14 protein-coding genes are annotated in these 16,484 nt (G+C 55.4%); 3 read left to right on the top strand and 11 right to left on the bottom strand.

Going from position 1 to position 16,484, the window contains the following annotated elements; translation table 11 throughout:
- Nucleotides 1–111 precede the first annotated feature (111 nt).
- Together pabB and LC059_RS06755 are read left to right on the top strand one after the other, a co-directional pair.
- Entirely contained in the window at nt 112–1,443 is a 1,332-nt protein-coding gene (gene pabB, locus LC059_RS06760; protein ID WP_226703043.1) for an aminodeoxychorismate synthase component I, read from the top strand.
- A gap of 182 nt (nt 1,444–1,625) precedes the next feature.
- Entirely contained in the window at nt 1,626–1,904 is a 279-nt protein-coding gene (locus LC059_RS06755) for a hypothetical protein (RefSeq protein WP_226703042.1), read from the top strand.
- Between the two features lie 76 nt (nt 1,905–1,980).
- Here the strand turns inward: LC059_RS06755 and cysB are convergent, their stop codons facing one another.
- From cysB to LC059_RS06730, 5 genes are all read right to left on the bottom strand, one after another.
- Nucleotides 1,981–2,955: an HTH-type transcriptional regulator CysB gene (gene cysB, locus LC059_RS06750; protein ID WP_226703041.1), complete on the bottom strand. Its 975-nt coding sequence runs from the start codon at nt 2,953–2,955 to the stop codon at nt 1,981–1,983.
- A gap of 248 nt (nt 2,956–3,203) precedes the next feature.
- Nucleotides 3,204–4,124 carry a 5'-nucleotidase gene (locus LC059_RS06745; RefSeq protein WP_226703040.1) on the bottom strand — a complete coding sequence of 307 codons (921 nt, stop codon included), beginning with the start codon at nt 4,122–4,124 and terminating at the stop codon, nt 3,204–3,206.
- 15 nt (nt 4,125–4,139) lie between these two features.
- Nucleotides 4,140–4,820: a TetR/AcrR family transcriptional regulator gene (locus LC059_RS06740; protein ID WP_226703039.1), complete on the bottom strand. Its 681-nt coding sequence runs from the start codon at nt 4,818–4,820 to the stop codon at nt 4,140–4,142.
- Nucleotides 4,821–4,940: 120 nt separating this feature from the next.
- Nucleotides 4,941–7,307, bottom strand: a complete 2,367-nt coding sequence (locus LC059_RS06735) for a TonB-dependent receptor (protein WP_226703038.1) — start codon at nt 7,305–7,307, stop codon at nt 4,941–4,943.
- Between the two features lie 122 nt (nt 7,308–7,429).
- On the bottom strand, nt 7,430–8,737 hold the full coding sequence (locus LC059_RS06730; protein ID WP_226703037.1) for an NAD(P)/FAD-dependent oxidoreductase: 1,308 nt from the start codon (nt 8,735–8,737) through the stop codon (nt 7,430–7,432).
- Nucleotides 8,738–9,059: 322 nt separating this feature from the next.
- Here LC059_RS06730 and LC059_RS06725 point away from each other — a divergent pair, with 322 nt between their 5' ends.
- On the top strand, nt 9,060–10,394 hold the full coding sequence (locus LC059_RS06725) for a glutamine synthetase family protein (RefSeq protein ID WP_226703036.1): 1,335 nt from the start codon (nt 9,060–9,062) through the stop codon (nt 10,392–10,394).
- A gap of 68 nt (nt 10,395–10,462) precedes the next feature.
- Here LC059_RS06725 and LC059_RS06720 read toward each other — a convergent pair whose 3' ends face one another.
- The 6 genes from LC059_RS06720 to LC059_RS06695 form a co-directional block, all read right to left on the bottom strand.
- A complete protein-coding gene (locus LC059_RS06720) occupies nt 10,463–12,121 on the bottom strand; it encodes an alanine/glycine:cation symporter family protein (RefSeq protein WP_226703035.1) in 1,659 nt (552 codons plus the stop codon).
- Between the two features lie 340 nt (nt 12,122–12,461).
- On the bottom strand, nt 12,462–13,529 hold the full coding sequence (locus LC059_RS06715) for a D-cysteine desulfhydrase family protein (RefSeq protein WP_226703034.1): 1,068 nt from the start codon (nt 13,527–13,529) through the stop codon (nt 12,462–12,464).
- Between the two features lie 96 nt (nt 13,530–13,625).
- Entirely contained in the window at nt 13,626–13,958 is a 333-nt protein-coding gene (yajC, locus tag LC059_RS06710; protein WP_010130736.1) for a preprotein translocase subunit YajC, read from the bottom strand.
- Nucleotides 13,959–14,227: 269 nt separating this feature from the next.
- Nucleotides 14,228–14,674 carry a helix-turn-helix domain-containing protein gene (locus LC059_RS06705; RefSeq protein WP_043316188.1) on the bottom strand — a complete coding sequence of 149 codons (447 nt, stop codon included), beginning with the start codon at nt 14,672–14,674 and terminating at the stop codon, nt 14,228–14,230.
- A 467-nt stretch (nt 14,675–15,141) separates the two neighbouring features.
- The gene (bcp, locus tag LC059_RS06700) at nt 15,142–15,618 is read right to left on the bottom strand and encodes a thioredoxin-dependent thiol peroxidase (protein WP_226703033.1); all 477 of its coding nucleotides are present in this window, start codon (nt 15,616–15,618) and stop codon (nt 15,142–15,144) included.
- A 127-nt stretch (nt 15,619–15,745) separates the two neighbouring features.
- Nucleotides 15,746–16,324, bottom strand: coding sequence for a DUF2244 domain-containing protein (locus tag LC059_RS06695; RefSeq protein WP_226703032.1), 579 nt, complete (start codon nt 16,322–16,324; stop codon nt 15,746–15,748).
- Nucleotides 16,325–16,484: the final 160 nt, after the last annotated feature.

Genomic DNA, 16,484 nt, shown 5'->3' with positions numbered 1-16,484 from the left:
GCGAGGCCAATACTGGCCTGTTACCCCGTCCCGGGCGCTTAGCGCTGCGGTGTTACCAGCGGCCCGAATGGAACCGGCGTGGAGATCCCGCGCCGAAGTTTGGTTGAAGTTTTGCAAATAGTATCTCTGCCCTATTCCCGCAACAGCGGTGCTGCCTTTGCGGCAATGGCTGATTTGCCGAGCCCGGTCTGGCTGGATTCCGGGCAGCCTGCGGCCCATGGCGGTCGCTTTGACATCCTCAGCGCCGACCCGGTGAATAGCCTCGTACTCTCCGCTGAAGAGCGGGCCCCTTTTGAAGCCCTGGATGACCTTCTGTGCGAGCTCGCCCCGCAAGAGGTAGATCAGCAACTGCCCTTCTGTGGCGGCGCTATCGGTTATGCCGGCTATGAACTTGGCACTTACGGCAACTACCTTGCTGCAGACAACCGCGAAACACCCCTGCCCGCGGGACAGTTCGGGCTGTATACCTGGGCCCTGATCATTGACCACCAGCTGCAGGCTTCACATCTGATCTTTCATCCCGCCTGCACCGAGATACAAAAGCGCGATCTGAAGTCCCGCTTTACGACACTGGATTGGGATAGCACCCCGAATACGGATGCATTTCACCTGAGCGCCAGTTTCCGTCACGAGTTTACAGAGGATGAATATCGGGCCCAGATCCTGCGGATTCTCGAATATATCGGCGCCGGTGATATTTACCAGGCGAACTTCACCCAGCGTTTTTTCGCGGAATACAGCGGTTCTCCGCTAACCGCCTACCTCGCACTGCGTGAAGTGGCTGCGGGTCCCTTCTCGGCATTTTTGTCATTGCCCCAGGGCGATATTCTCAGTCTCTCGCCCGAGCGTTTTATTCTCGCCGACGGCAACTTCCTGCAGACAGAACCAATCAAGGGCACCGCTCCGCGCAGTGCCGACCCCGCCCGCGATTCCGATCTGGCAGCAGGCCTTGCAGCGAGCCGCAAAGATCGTGCGGAAAACCTGATGATTGTGGATCTTCTGCGCAATGACTTCGGCAAAATCTGTCAGCGTGGTAGTGTACGGGTACCCAACCTGTTTGAACTCCAGAGCTTCGCCAATGTGCATCACCTGGTAAGCACCATCACCGGCCAGATACCGGATGGCCAGGGTTTTGCGGAAGTGCTCGAAGCGACCTTCCCCGGTGGCTCCATTACCGGCGCCCCCAAGCGACGTGCAATGCAGATCATTCGCGAGCTGGAGCGCAGCCCCCGCGGAGTCTATTGCGGGAGCATCGGGTATATCAGCAGTTGCGGCCGGGCCGATTCAAATATTGCCATCCGCACACTCACCGCGAGCAACGGGCAGATCTCCTGTGCCGCCGGCGGCGGTATTGTGGCGGACTCAGATCCCGCAGCGGAGCATCGTGAGTGCCTCGACAAGGTACGCGTGTTGCTGGAAACCCTGGAACACCGCTTCTCCTGAGGCTTCTGGAGCCCCAGGGCTGCACAGGCAAAAACCCTGCTCGCTGTCGAAAATTCGGGTTATAAACCTATCGCGCAATCGTATTTCCCCCGCGCACCCCAGTCTGCTAGATTTCGCGCCATTCAGAATTCCGACGACAGATGCGCCAGAGGCGTCCGTTGTGAAACATAAGGCAGTGTGAGATGCGAATTACCCTGGTCAAAAAAGTACTTGCGGATGGATCCCTGTGCGCCAAGTGCAATGATGTTGAGCAGAAGCTGAAAGAAAACGATCAGGAGAAATTTCTCGATGAAACCCTGATTGCCGATGAACGGGATCCGGAAAGTGCAGGCATGCAACTGGCGCAGCGCCTGAACGTACAGCGCGCACCGTTTTTTGTAGTTGAAGCAGAAGGTAAAGAACCCGAGGTGTACACGGTGTACTTCAAGTTCGTCAAGGAAGTGCTGGGCAGCATCCGCTGAACCACCAGCCCCGCTGCACACTTGAAATAAAAAAACCGGCTTTTTGCCGGTTTTTTCGTTTTGATCCGGCTATTTGTCAGTACACCGGCAGGTCAATATGGGAAAACAGTTCGTCAACTTCCGCCCGTGAAGAGGCCTGCGCGGCTTTATCCACCAGCTCTCTGGTCAGGTGTGGCGCGAACTGCTGGATAAATTCATACATAAAACCGCGCAGGAAAATACCTTTGCGGAAACCAATTTTGGTCACACTGCTTTCAAACAGATCGCTTGCATCCAAAGCCACCAAATCACTGTCTTCGTCCTCTACCGCTGCCATATCCGCGACGATGCCAATGCCAAGCCCAAGGCGAACATAGGTCTTGATGACATCAGCATCCGCAGCGGTAAATACGACTTTGGGCGAAAGCCCCTTTTCCAGAAAAGCTTCATCCAGCTTGGAGCGGCCAGTAAACCCGAACACGTAAGTGACAATGGGATACTTGGCCACCTCTTCCAGGGTGAGCTTCGGGATCTGCGCAAGCTCATGGCCCTTGGGTACCAGGATACAGCGATTCCAGCGGTACACCGGCATCATCACCAGATCACTGAACAGCTCCAGGGCCTCGGTGGCAATAGCGAAGTCAGCGGTCCCGTCTGCGGCCATTTCCGAAATCTGCATAGGAGTACCCTGGTGCATGTGCAGGGATACTTCCGGGTAGCGGGCAATAAACCCTTTTATAACGGCGGGTAGCGCATAGCGTGCCTGGGTGTGAGTGGTAGCAATGGCGAGACTGCCGCGCTTGTCGTTGCTGAACTCCTGCGCCACCTGCTTGATGTTTTCCACCTTGCGCATGATCTCGCCGGCGGTCTTGAGGATGGCTTCCCCGGCTGGGGTGACACGGGTGAGGTGCTTGCCACTGCGAGCAAAAATTTCGACCCCCAGCTCATCTTCCAGCAAGCGTATCTGCTTGCTGATCCCTGGCTGTGATGTAAACAGACTCTGTGCCGTGGCAGAAACATTGAGGTCGTGATGGGCAACTTCCCAGATATAGCGCAGCTGCTGCAGCTTCATAGCCTCTCCCTGTCGATAGCCGGCACTGATTGCACCGGCAACAAAATGCTCATTTTTGCGCCAGCGAATAGTTATAAAAACTAAGTGAGTTTATGCGGGAAAAGCATAGCAGCGAAATGACTAGCGAGCCAACCTCTGGCTATAACGAGGAAGAAAAAACGAGAAACGAGTTACTAAAAGCGACTAGTTAGGAGGTTCAATACGCCAATGAGGAAGACTTGGCGTATAAGTGTTTGCCCAGCGGCGCGTCACTGCTCTTCGAGATTGGCAATACCGTGAGGAACATGTCCCGTGGCCACATGTTCCGCAGCGGAGGCACAGTGATTGGGTTGATCGTCAAAGAACACATCGGCACCAAAAGCACCTAAAAATTGACCTTTGGGCAGGCCACCCAGAAAGATCGACTCGTCAATTCGGATATTCCAGGCCCGCAGGGTACGTATTACGCGCTCGTGTGCCGGAGCGGAACGCGCGGTAACAAGGGCCGTTCTTATCGGGCAATCGTCCGCATGAAACTCGGCCTGCAGATGTTGCAGCGCCTCGAGGAATCCTTTGAACGGACCACCTTGCAGTGGCTGCTTTGCGGATGCCCGCTCCGCAGTGGTGAAAGCGGCCAGCCCTTCACGCTTGAAAATCTGCTCCGCCTCATCGGAAAAAATTACGGCGTCGCCATCGAAGGCGAATCGCAGCACTTCGTCCCCACGCTGACGCGCACCGCCGGGAATCAGCGTCGCGGCGGCTATGCCCTGCTCGAGCGCCCTGCGCACATCGCCGCCGTCAGTGGACAGGAACAGGTGGCAACCAAAGGGCGCAATATAGCGGTAAGGACTGCCGCCATTACAGAAAGCGGCGCGGCTGATGCTGAGGCCATAGTGCTCGATAGAATTGAAAACCCGCAGCCCGGTATCCGCGCTGTTGCGGGAGAGCAGAATGACCTCGACCCGTGGCGCCCCTCCGAGGCGCTCATTGATCTGCAGGAATTTCTCAACCAGAGAAAAGGCCTCCCCTTTCGGCAGGACATCGTTTTCCCGCTCGATCTGATACGCAGAAAACGCCTCCACGCCCTGCTCTTCGTACACCTGATGGCTCTCGCGCAGGTCAAACAGGGCGCGGGAAGAAATCGCAATGATCAGTTTGTTGGCAGAAGGGTTTTCGCGGTTGCTACTCATGACACTTGTCTTTCCTCAGGGTGCCTCTACATCATCCAGGCCGGAGGGTTTTTCATCGTTACGGTGGGGTTCCAGCAATACCATCAGCATGTTGAGCAGATCTGCGCGGGTGCGTTCAGCACGCACGCCCTGCTGATTGACCACCACCAGCAGCATTGCGTGGCAGGTTTCCAGCGTGGCCCGCGCCAGACGGTTAGACTCATTTGGCGGGCAGCTAAAACCGAGTCGGCGGAACATTTCAACGAGATGGCTGATTACCAGTTCATCGTGGCGCTGGTCCAGCTCATGTAGCTCGGGAATGCCCCACATGGCCTGAACCAGAGGTAAGAGGCCACGCTGTTCACGATACACCGAAACCCAGCGCTCAAGCAGCTCGTCCAGGAAATCTCTCAACTGGAGCTGCTCAAGCTCACTTGCCGCCAGCTCATCCAGACGTTCGGTGAGACTCGCCAACCACTGCTCGCCCATAGCGTAGAGGATCGCGTGCTTATTGGGAAAATAGTGGTACACCGAGCCAACGGAAACACCCAGCTCTTTCGCGATCAGAATAGTGGTTAGATCGTTGAGGCCCACCTGCTCCAGCAAGCGGCCGGTGGTATCGAGTATCTGACGGGCCCTTTCCCGAGCCCGGGCCTGCACTGGCTCCCGACGCGGGGACAACTGGTTTTTCCGGCGGTTCTGTTCTTCTGTCGACACTTCATCATCCCTTTGAGACAAGTGCCTTTTTTAACATAAATGGCGCACTCGCTCATTAACAAAAAGGCCGGCTTGAAGCCGGCCTTTTTGCTCATCCTGTGAGATGAAGGGAGAGACTGATCAGAAACGGTAGTCCAGGTTCACACCGACAACACGACCGCGCGATGGATCGGTCTTGGTGGCAGGCAGGTTGTACAGCGCATCTGCGTAACCCCAGTGGTAGTACTCTTCGCCAGTCACGTTCTCGGCATAGATACCTGCGGTCCAGCTGTCTTCCGGAGAAGTCAGGGCCACACGCAGGTTCACTACGTTGCGGGCATCCAGTTTCACCTCTTCGGTGTTTTCCAGCTCGGACCACTGCTCACCGGTGTAGGTGTATTCACCGGAGTAAGACAGCTCACCAAAGCTGGTGGCCTGGGTGTAAGTCAGCACAGTGGCAGAGGAGAACTTCGGAGAGAAGGCCATCTCGTTGCCGTTACACGCGTCACACAGTTCTTCCGGCGCTCCGCTGAACTGGGTATCGAGCAGTGCGGCGCCAAAGTACAGATCCAGGTTGTCGGTGATCAGCCAGCGGGCATCTACTTCCAGGCCGCGGCCTTCGGATTCACCCACGTTGCGGGTAATGGCTGCCGCACCTACCCAGAATGCCTGCTGCATGTCTTCGTAGTTGTACTGGAACGCGGCTGCGTTCAGAGCCAGGCGGTTGTCCAGCAGGCGGGCCTTCACACCCAGCTCGTAGGACAATACGGTCTCTTCGTCGAACTTGCTCGGCTCGGCGTTGCTGGCATTGACCTCGTATCCCTGCTCGTCCAGCCAGGCATACTGGCTGTCTTCGTCCGTGCCGTAGGCCGGATCGGTGATGTGGTAAGACAGGTAGTCGAAACCACCGGACTTGTAGCCGGTAGCAACGCTCGCGTAGGTGGTCAGCTCGTCGCTGATCACGTGGGTAAGGGTCGCGCGGCCAGATACGTTGCTCCAGGTGTTGTCACCGGTGATACCGTCTTCATCGGTGTACATGGCCTGGTAGTTCCAGCCACCGGTCCAGGTTTCCGGCCACGGAGAAACTACGTCGTAAGTCTTCTGGTCTTCGGTGTAACGCACACCCAGGCCAAGCGTGGTGGCTTCGGTGATATCGAAGGTGGTGTTGGCGAATACACCCCAGCCCTTGTAGTCGCCGAGGGTGTCAGCGGCTTCAATGGACAGGTTGTCAGTGGCGTACTCCCAGGGCTCACCTTCAAAGCCAAAGGCTTCGTCGAGGACGTCCTGCGGCAGCGCGTCACAGGTTACGAAGCTGTCGACCCCCTCTTCCCACTCGTCTGCATAAATGCCATCACAGATGAAGTCTTCGTTGTCGATACCGGCAAAGTCCGCTTCCAGTTCTTCCTGGTAGTAAGACGCACCCAGAACGTAGTTGAACGGACCGCTGCTGTTTGAGGCAATACGGAATTCCTGGCTGAAGAAATCGCCAGTCTGCTCGCGGGTATAGGTGTCGATCGGCAGCGGAGTTCCGTCAAAGTCTTCCCGGTAAGAGTAGGTGTGCGACTTGTAACCGGTAATGGAGGTCAGGGTATTACCACCGGCAAACTCGTGCTCAACGGTCAGTACTACGTCGGCGATCTCCGACTTATCCAGACCATCCACGTCGTTGTAAACCTGGTCGTAGGCGCCTTCCGGAATGTCGTAGTTGTAACCGGCATCGTTGTCGAAGGCGCGATAAATGGAGCCGTCGCTCTCGCGATCTTCATACTGCGCCAGCAGGGTGACAGTAGTGGCATCGGAGGCATCGTATACCGCGGTGATACGCGCGGCGTTCAGCTCGCTGGCGCCCAGGTCGCGGCCGGTAGTGAGGTTTTCAACGTGACCGTCTTCAGAGAAGTGCTTACCGGCGATGCGCACGGAAAAATCTTCGCTGACCGGAACGTCGACACCACCTTCCAGCTCGGTACGGCCGTACTGGCCGGCACCTACGGAGATATCGCCGGCGAAGATTTCACCCGGCTTCTTGGAAACCATGGAGATGGCACCGGAAGCAGTATTACGGCCGAACAGGGTACCCTGCGGGCCCTTGATCACTTCCACGCGTTCGAGGTCGTACATGCTCGGGGTGGCACCGGTGCGGCTCTGGTAGACGCCGTCAAGGAAAATACCCAGAGCCGGGTCGCTGCCGCTACCGAAGCTGTTGTTGTTTACACCGCGCACGGAAACGGAGTCGAAGAAGGAATCGTTGGTCTCGCCGGAAACACCGGGGGTAAGCGCAAACAGGTCCTTGAAATCGCTCAGGTTGCTGTTCTTCACGGTATCGCCGGTGAATGCGGTAACCGCTGCGGGTACATCTTTTAGGGACTCAGCACGCATCTGCGCGGTAACAGTCACCTCTTCAATCTGGTCTGCCGCCAGCGCTACGCTACTGACAGCCATTACTGCCGCACCGATAGTGGTAGCCAGCAGGTTCTTTTTGGCCACAAATGGCTGTGTTGATAATGTCATCTTTACTCCCCGTAGGTTATTTTTATCGGGTTTCTGCCCACTAAATACCACTCAGGACGGACCCAGTAACTGAAGCGACCGGTCTGTTATCCCACAAACCGAATTATCATTCAACTTTCATTTCATCGGCCCAGCTTGTCCTTCAAGCTGTAATAGAGCATTCCCGCTACCAGCCCGGGCCAACGCAACAATGTTCCCCCGGGGAAAGTGTGCGTTGGAATGCGCGACAATATATCAAACCTTTCCTCGGTGCCTGCAACCACTTCCGAGATAATTTTTCCGGCAAAAGTGGCGGTAGGAACGCCGTGCCCTGAATACCCCTGGCTGTAGTACACATTGGGTTCCAGGCGACCGATACTCGGCATTCTGTTCAGGGTGATCGCCAGCGTGCCGCCCCATCCGTAATCGATGCGGGTATCGGCGAGCTGTGGATAGACTTCCAGCATGTATTTGCGCACGAAGGCGCGAATATCCTGAGGGAAACGGGAGGTGTAATTTTCTCCCCCGCCGAAAACCAGCCGGTTGTCCCCGGACAGTTTCCAATAGTTGATCACAAACAGCGTGTCTTGAAGCGCGTAATCGTTCGCAATCAATTCCCGTGCCAAATCCTCGGGCAATGGCTCAGTCGCCAACACAAAATTGTTGATGGGCATAATCCGGCCGGCCATCCGCGGCTCGAGATTCCCCAGGTAACCGTTGCAGGCCAGCACCACATTGCGCGCCCTCACCTGTCCCTTGGCGGTATTCACCAGACAGGGGCTGCCACCGCGGTAATCGGTAACCCGGCTGTGTTCATAAAAAGTGACACCCGCTTTGGCCGCCGCGTCGGCAAGACCCAGGGCATAGTTGAGCGGGTGTAGATGCAGGGAGCCTTCGTCGATCTGACCTCCATGGAAGCGATCAGAACCAACCAGTGAACGCACTTCGCCTTTATCCGCATAGCGCATCTTGCTGTAGCCATAGCGCTCGTTAAGCAGCTCGACCTCTTCTTTCAGCCACGCATCATGACTTGGCTTGGCGGCCAGGTGCATGATGCCGCGCTTGAGGTCGCACTGGATGTCATGTTTACGGATGAGATCCTCGACCAGCTGCACCGCCTCAAGCCCCATATCCCAAAGGGATTTCGCGGTATCCAGGCCGAACATCTTTTCCAGGTCTTCCTGTCCCTTGCGCTGCCCTACTCCTACATGCCCGCCATTGCGCCCGGATGCCCCCCAGCCGATGCGTTCCGCCTCCAGGACCACCACCTTGAATCCGCGCTCTGCCAGATGCAGCGCCGAAGACAGGCCTGTGTACCCTGCACCAATAATGCACACATCTGCCTCAACCCCGCCTTCAAGTGCACCGTAGAAAGGCGCGCCATTGGCGCTTGCAGCGTAATAGGAATCAGTGTGGCCAAGCAGCTTGGTAACAGTTCCGCTCTCGGACATGGACATTCTCCAAAACAATCAGGTAGTTGCCGGTTTATATGCGAACAGGCCAGCGCCTGTGTGCGCCACTTTTCTGTGCACGCTACTTGTTGTTAACAGACTTGTTGTTAACAGACGGCCAGCCAACCAAATAAACCGAAGCATTATTCAATATTTCTTGAATGATAATTCGGTTTCTTGTCATAATCAAAGTGCGCAGACAGAAAAACTTTCATAAAGGACTGCGCCCCGCGCCCTTCAGCCCCACTATTTGCGTTGATTGGGCGGGATATATACTAATGAACCCCGTTCGGGGAAAGACCTTCTATCAGCTAGGTGTACAATGGACAAGATTACCCAGTGGCTCGCAGAACACTCCATTTCCGAGGTCGAGTGCCTGGTACCGGACATGTCCGGAAATGCGCGGGGCAAATTTACCCCAACGGATAAATTCCTTACCGAAGACAGCCGCCTGCCAGAAAGTATCCTGGTTCAGACAGTGACCGGCGACTACGTCGACGAACACAATGAACTGGTAGACCCCGCGGATACCGACATGCTGCTTGTTCCGGACCCGGAATCCATCCGCCTCAACCCGTGGGCCAACGAACCCACCGCCCAGATCATTCACGATTGCTACACCCGTGATGGCAAGCCTCACCCAATCAGCACCCGAAACATTCTCAAGTTTGTTCTGGAGAAGTATGCGGAACAGGGCTGGCAGCCCGTCGTTGCACCCGAGGTGGAGTTCTATCTTGTAAAACGCAACCTGGACCCGGATGAAAAGCTCTCCGCCCCCGTGGGACGCTCCGGGCGCACCGAAAAAACACGGCAGTCCTACAGTATCGATGCGGCTAACGAGTACGAGCCGATCATCGAGGACATGTACGATTTCTGCGAAGCGCAGGGCCTGGACGTAGACACCCTTATTCACGAGTCCGGCACCGCGCAGATGGAAATCAACTTCCTGCACGGCGACCCACTGAAACTCGCCGATCAGGTGTTCACCTTCAAGCGCACAGTGCGCGAAACCGCACTGCGCCACGGCATCTACGCCACCTTTATGGCAAAGCCGATGGAAGATGAGCCCGGCAGTGCGCTGCACCTGCACCAGAGCATCATCGACATCAAAACCGGCAAAAACATCTTCGTGGACGAAGACGGCAAAGAAAATGAGCGCTTCATGCACTTTATCGGTGGTATGCAGAAGTACACCCCGGGCTTTATCACTTTCTTTGCCCCCAACGTGAACTCTTACCGTCGGTTTACCCCGGAAATGGCAGCCCCGACCAGCCTGCATTGGGGGTACGACAACCGCACCACAGGACTGCGGGTACCAGATAGCTCGCCTCAGGCAAAGCGCCTGGAAAACCGCTTCCCGGGCGCCGACTGTAACCCCTACCTGGCAATCGCAACCTCACTGGCATGCGGCTATCTCGGTATGATGAACAAGATCAAGCCGAGTGATCCCTATAAAGGAGACTGCTCTTCTGAGCCGATCACCCTGCCGCGAACGCAGGAACACGCCCTGAGCCTGCTTGCCGAATGCCCGGAGGCCGTGGAAATGTTCGGCGACACCTTCGTCCGGGCATGGGCCGCGATCAAGCGCGATGAGTATGAAGAGTTCAACCGGGTAATCAGCTCCTGGGAGCGCGAATACCTGCTGCTGAATGTGTAGCTAATCCCGCTTCCTGAGCTAATAAAAAAACCCGGCAATTTGCCGGGTTTTTTGTGCTTTGCCTATTACTACTTGTGGCTAGGATCTTTCCAGTAATCCTTGACCGTATCCTTCATTTCTCGTGCGAGTATCGAGATACCAAACAGGTTGGGCAAGGTCATCAATACGATCGCCACTGCCGACAGGTTCCAGATGACCGTGGTGTCCTCGATAGCGGCCCAGAAAAATGCTACCACGTACACCAGCCGGTACGGCATTACCGCCTTGGGCCCGAACAGATAGATCATCGAGCGGTCGCCGTAATAAGACCAGGCGATGGCTGTCGAGAAGGCAAACAAAAGGATACCCAGCGTCACGATGTAGCTGCCGTACTCTCCGAAGAAACCCTTCTGGAAAGCGCGGTTGGTCAGTGCCACCGAGTGCAACAATGAGTTACCCCATACTTCCACATTCGGATTCACCAGGCGCCCGTCGTTTACATTCAAGACACCGGAGAAGTTGTCGTCCCCTACCCGGAACTCAACACCTTCCGCCACAGAGCGCGCATTGATTAAGGTGAACTCGTTCTTGTTCAATGGCTGGCCATCGGCAACCACGATGGTACCGGTATAAGTGCGCACATCACTGTCCAGCCCACTCAGGAAACCGAACAGCTGCTTAACATCCGCTTCATCCTTATCCGTATACTCTCCCGCCAGTACGCGCATATCCGCACGCTCAAAACGGTTCATATGCTTCTCTGTCCACACGCCGGAAGAAAGGATCACCAGGCCGGTGAGCGTACAGATAATCAGAGTATCGATAAACGGCTCCAGCAGGGAAACCATGCCCTCGGAAACCGGCTCATCGGCTCGGGCCGAGGCGTGCGCAATGGGTGCAGAGCCCTGACCCGCTTCGTTGGAAAACAACCCGCGGTTCACGCCACGGTTGAAAGCGTACGCAAAGCTGGCACCAAGGAAGCCACCCATTGCAGCACTGCCGTTGAAGGCGTCGGAGAACACCGCCGCAAAGGATGGAATGATGTTCTGATAGTTGTAGAGGATGACTGCCAGCGCACCTACGATGTACAAGGCCGCCATCACCGGAACAATGGTAGAGGTGACTTTGGCAATACGGGTAATACCACCAATGATCACCATGCCCAGCAGAATCGCCAGTACACCGCCGGTCAGCATTTTACTGAGACCAAAGGTGTCGTACATGGCCTGGGCAATGTTGTTTACCTGCGGCAGGCTGCCGGTACCAAAGGAGCTGATCACCGTGGCGATAGCGAAGATCACCGCCAGCCACTTCATGTTCAGGCGTCGCTCCATGTAGAACATGGGGCCACCCGCATAGTAACCGTCTGCGGCTTTGATACGGTATTTATGCGAAAGGGTTACTTCGACAAACTTTGTCGTCATCCCAAGAAAGGCCGTAACCCACATCCAGAACAGTGCTGCCGGCCCACCCAGGAAAATGGCGAGGCCCACACCACCGATATTACCGGTACCAACAGTACCAGACAGCGCAGTGGATAACGCCTGAAAGTGCGAGGTATCGCCGGGATCACTGGGCTTGTCGTATTTTCCCTGAACGATTTTAATCGCGTGACCAAAATAGCGAATCTGCGGGAAGCCGAGGTAGATAGTGAAGAAAAAACCTACCCCTAACAGCACCCAGGGAAACCAGGCCGCCGAGCCCAGCATCCCATCCAGGGATAACAACAAATGATTGAATGATTCCAAACCAACCCCCAACTACCTATTATTTTGATTAAATCATCACCAGAATGACCGCGTCATGATCGAACGAAACTCGATCGAAGACTGTGCCCACTCTGCTGTCTTGATGCCAGACGAACAGAGATAAAAGAACCGTAAAAATAGCCGGGCGCCATTCATTGCCGCGCAGATTAGCAGCTTCATTCCATATAGAACAGTAATCCGCCAATTATCAGCATCATAGCCTTTATTGCTGCCACGTTTTGATCAATTTACTAACTGTTTTGCCAAATTTGGCAATTCTGTCGCAAAAGTTTACACGATGTTGCGCCTCGGCTGGCACAGTGCGAAATAGAATTGCCGCTTACCCCGACTGTGCCGGCGACCAGCTTTTTTGAAAGCCCGAGCGCTGCGGAAATATCCCGAACTGGCCGCCAGTATGCATAAACACCAAGTTTTGGCAGCCTGCGTAGTGCCCGCGCTGTATATCCTGCAACATGCCATGAAAGGCTTTGCCGGTGTAAACGGGGTCGAGCAATATGCCTTCAAGTTGCGCCGCCAGGGCAATCGTCTGGTAAATTTCTTCGGTCGCAATGGCATACCCGGGCCCGATGTAGTCGTCGATCACATGGATCCGATTTTCATCCAGGGTAAACGATTGCCGATAACGATCGGCCCAGTCTTGCACGTCGGCAGCAACCTTGTTTACAAAATACTCGGCATCATCACAAACGGCATAGCCTGTGACCTCGGCACCGCTTTCAAACAACTGACAACCGAGGGTGAGGCCCGCCTGCGTACCGCCACTCCCGCTGGCACACACAACACTGTCTGGTGCAAATCCCGCCGCTTTACAGTCCGCCAGAAGCTCTTCCGTGCCGAGCAGATAGCCCCATATTCCCAGCCCGTCACTGCCGCCAGTAGGTATGCACAGTGCGCGGTCGCCCTGCTGCTCGTAATACGCGGACCAATGCTCAAACAGCTGTGGCAGGCTATCCAGATATTCACGGAGTGGATAGATGGACACCTCTGCGCCTGCCAGGTAATCCACCAATAGATTGCCATCCGGCACGCCCGCTGCATCACTCCGCCCCTGCCGCAAAATCAGGTGCGCCTTGAGCCCCACTTTGGCAGCCGCAAGCGCGGTAGCGCGACAGTGATTGGACTGCTCCCCGCCGCAGGTAATCAGGGTGTTACAACCGCGGGCGCGGGCTTCCGCAATGATGAATTCCAGCTTCCGCAACTTGTTGCCGGACATGGCACTCTCTGTAAGGTCGTCGCGCTTGATCCAGATTTTCGGCCCGCCATGGGGCAGCGAGAACCGTTCGCTGATCTTGTCGAGAGGTTGTAATGGCGTCGGCAGGTTGGCAAGGCGCTCTCGCGCTGGATACTGGATTTTCACGGTACTCTGCTCCCCAAGTCGAAATTGCATTTATTGTTTTCATCCATAAAAAAACCCGGCAAGCGCCGGGTTTCTTGTCTGGATGCGCAGGCCAATTTTGCCGTTGGCATAATCGCGCAGCCCGGATCAGATGTTCTTGATGGTGCCTTTGGGCAATACCGCATGCACGGCAACCTTCTGGAACTTAAGCTTCATATTGTCGGCTACTTCCAGAATCAGGTAGTCGTCGTCTACTTTTTCGACACGGCCCAACATGCCGCTGGTCATTACGACCTCATCACCCTTTTTCAGGGCACCTACCAGTTCCTGGTGCTCTTTCTGGCGCTTGCGCTGTGGGCGAATAATAAACAGCCACATAAACACAAACAGGCCACCGAACATCAGCAGGGTGATCAGCGGGTTACCCTGGGGAGCCGGAGCCGCCTCTTGTGCCATTGCAGCAGGAATAAAGAAATCCATGGTCTAAACCTCAATAGAGTCAGTAAAAATTCTGGAGCCAACTCTAACGGCTTTGACAAAATGAGGCAATCCAGAGCACCGGTGTTTACCGGAACTCTGGATTACGTGATGCGAGGTATTAGTCTGTTAAGGATCGCTGAAAAACGTAGCGAGCGGGTGTCTGGTGCTGACCGCCGGAACAGAGGAAGCGGAGTGTACTTTAGTACATGAGCATTCCGAGTACCGCCGGGCGGCGCCAGGCGCACGCGCAGTAGTTTTCCAGTGATCCTTTAGAAGCGCTGACGAACCTGCCGGCGATACCCCGTCGGGGACATACCGGTCCAGCGCTTGAAGGCACTGGTAAAGCTGGTTCTGTCAGAGAAGTCGAGAATACGGGAAATGCCGTCGACGCTCAGTGCAGTATCTTTCAGGAAGTGCACTGCGTGGCGGAAACGCACGTGATCGCGCAGAGAGGCGAAACTCAGGTTGTGTTCCTGCAAGCGACGCTGCAGGGTCCGGGTAGACATACTGAGGTCAGATGCCACCGGGCGAATGGCCAGAGATGCCTTTCCAATCCGTTGTTCCAGCACGTCGATGACTCGAGCGGCGATACCGAAGCTGGTTGCCTCCGGTGGCGCCAGCAGCTGATCAAGAATGTTCGGATCACCCGACAATCTTGCCTGCTGCAGGGGTTTGTCTTCTGAGAGCGAAGCTTGGTCTGGCTGAATATGGTTCATTGAGCTGCTCCTTGATGGGTTCCTTGAGCCGCGGTTATTGTTCTACGCCCGCTTCCTGCGAGTCCCTGAATACCACTGCCAGCAATATAACGCGTGATTGCTAGTGCTGGCTACTACCTGGGTGCGGGGGCGCACCTGAAAACAGGCATCGAAGCCTACCCAGAGTGAATGATTTTTGTACTACTTCCTCGCACCACACCCAATCGCTCTGGGCCAGACGGTTGAGCGGCGCTCCTTTACACAAGCCAGTATAGACCATCTGGGGATAATGCAAGGGACGACAGTAAATTTTTTTTAATTCCTGCACAAAAAGATACTGCCGCCACGCTGCAGCTTGTGACCAAGATGACTTTCCTGCCACTCGACAGAGTTAGAGGGCAGCTATTTTGCAGGCCCAATGGCCCGATAGAGCCACACCTCGGGCGCACATCGAGCCGCAACCAATGAACTCCTGTCCCCGTGAAGGCTCAGGCCAGGTTTTCATCCAGCCATTTCAGCAGGTCGTCGTGATGGGTTTTGGTCTTGAACTTGTCCATGATGTGCTGGAGACGCCCTTCCTTATCAATGATAAAAGTGGTGCGAATCAGCCCCATAAATTCCCTACCCATGAACTTCTTGAGGCCCCAGCAACCATATTTATCGGCAATTTTATGATCTTCATCGGCCAGCAGATCAAAGTTGAGTTCATGCTTTTCCATAAACTTGTGCAACTTGGCTTCCGGATCCGGGCTCAGGCCGAGAACGACGGTATCACGCTTTTCCAGCTCATCCGCGCTGTCGCGGATACCACAGGCCTGGGTGGTACATCCCGGAGTGAGCGCCTTGGGGTAGAAATACAGCACCACATTTTTCTTGCCCCGAAAATCCTTGAGCGACACCTTTTCACCATTCTGGTTTTTCAGTGTAAATACCGGTGCGAGGTTGCCGATTTTAGGATGTGCCATGGTCTCTCCCCTGATGAATCATTGAACGCTGTAAAAAGGCCCACCTCATTCGAGGTGGGCCCGGCGCATTATATCCGTTTGAACCCTGCAAGCAGCAAAGGCGTTTTTCCTTAACGCTACCGCGGACTCAGAAATCTTGTAATCTGTAGCATTGTTCTTTGCGCGCGCGCAAACCACAACTACCAAGCTTTTCCACCAATGCCGCTTTTTCCGCATCAGTAAGGAATTCACCAATTTCGAGGCAGCCTTCAGGGCCGGTGAAGGTAACCGAAGACGGCTCCGTGGGGCTCGGCCCCATTCGCACCAGTACCGCAAGGCTCTCGCGGTCAAATTCAGTGTGATACACCGGGCGCTTTAGGCTGCCGCGGCTGGTATCCAGCACTACGCGCTCATCACTGATCTGGATCACCTCACGGCGAGTCCCCTCCATATACACGTATCCGAACAAAACGCCGAGGAGAAGCACTTCAAGGCCAGCAAATGGAATTACCATCCACGCGCCAGCCAGCGCAAAAGCCACGCTTATACCGAGGGATACTGCGACCAGGGAGATAAATACCCAGAGGTTCCCCGCCATGGAGAGGGACTGATTAGGCGCGAGAAGGATACAGGCCCGACGCCCGCGCGCGCCGCCGACTTCTTTGACCATGGGAACATCATCCATCACTGTGACATTTTCAGTGTAGGACAGGGCTTTAGGGAACAAAGAGTCACGATTCCCCGCACAATCTGCCGAAAGGTTCCCTTCCCTACCTCGTTTTGCGCAATAAACTACACTCACAGGCGAATAGCGTACCGGGCGGTCACGACACCCAGCACAAAGCCTAACTTCGGGGACTGGATTTTCGTGCTATCAGGGGGCAAGA

Origin of the sequence: Microbulbifer elongatus (assembly GCF_020524885.1) — a bacterium.
GTDB lineage: Bacteria > Pseudomonadota > Gammaproteobacteria > Pseudomonadales > Cellvibrionaceae > Microbulbifer > Microbulbifer elongatus_A.
The sequence above is the reverse complement of the archived record's forward strand: the minus strand, read 5'-3'. Positions and strand labels throughout refer to the sequence as shown.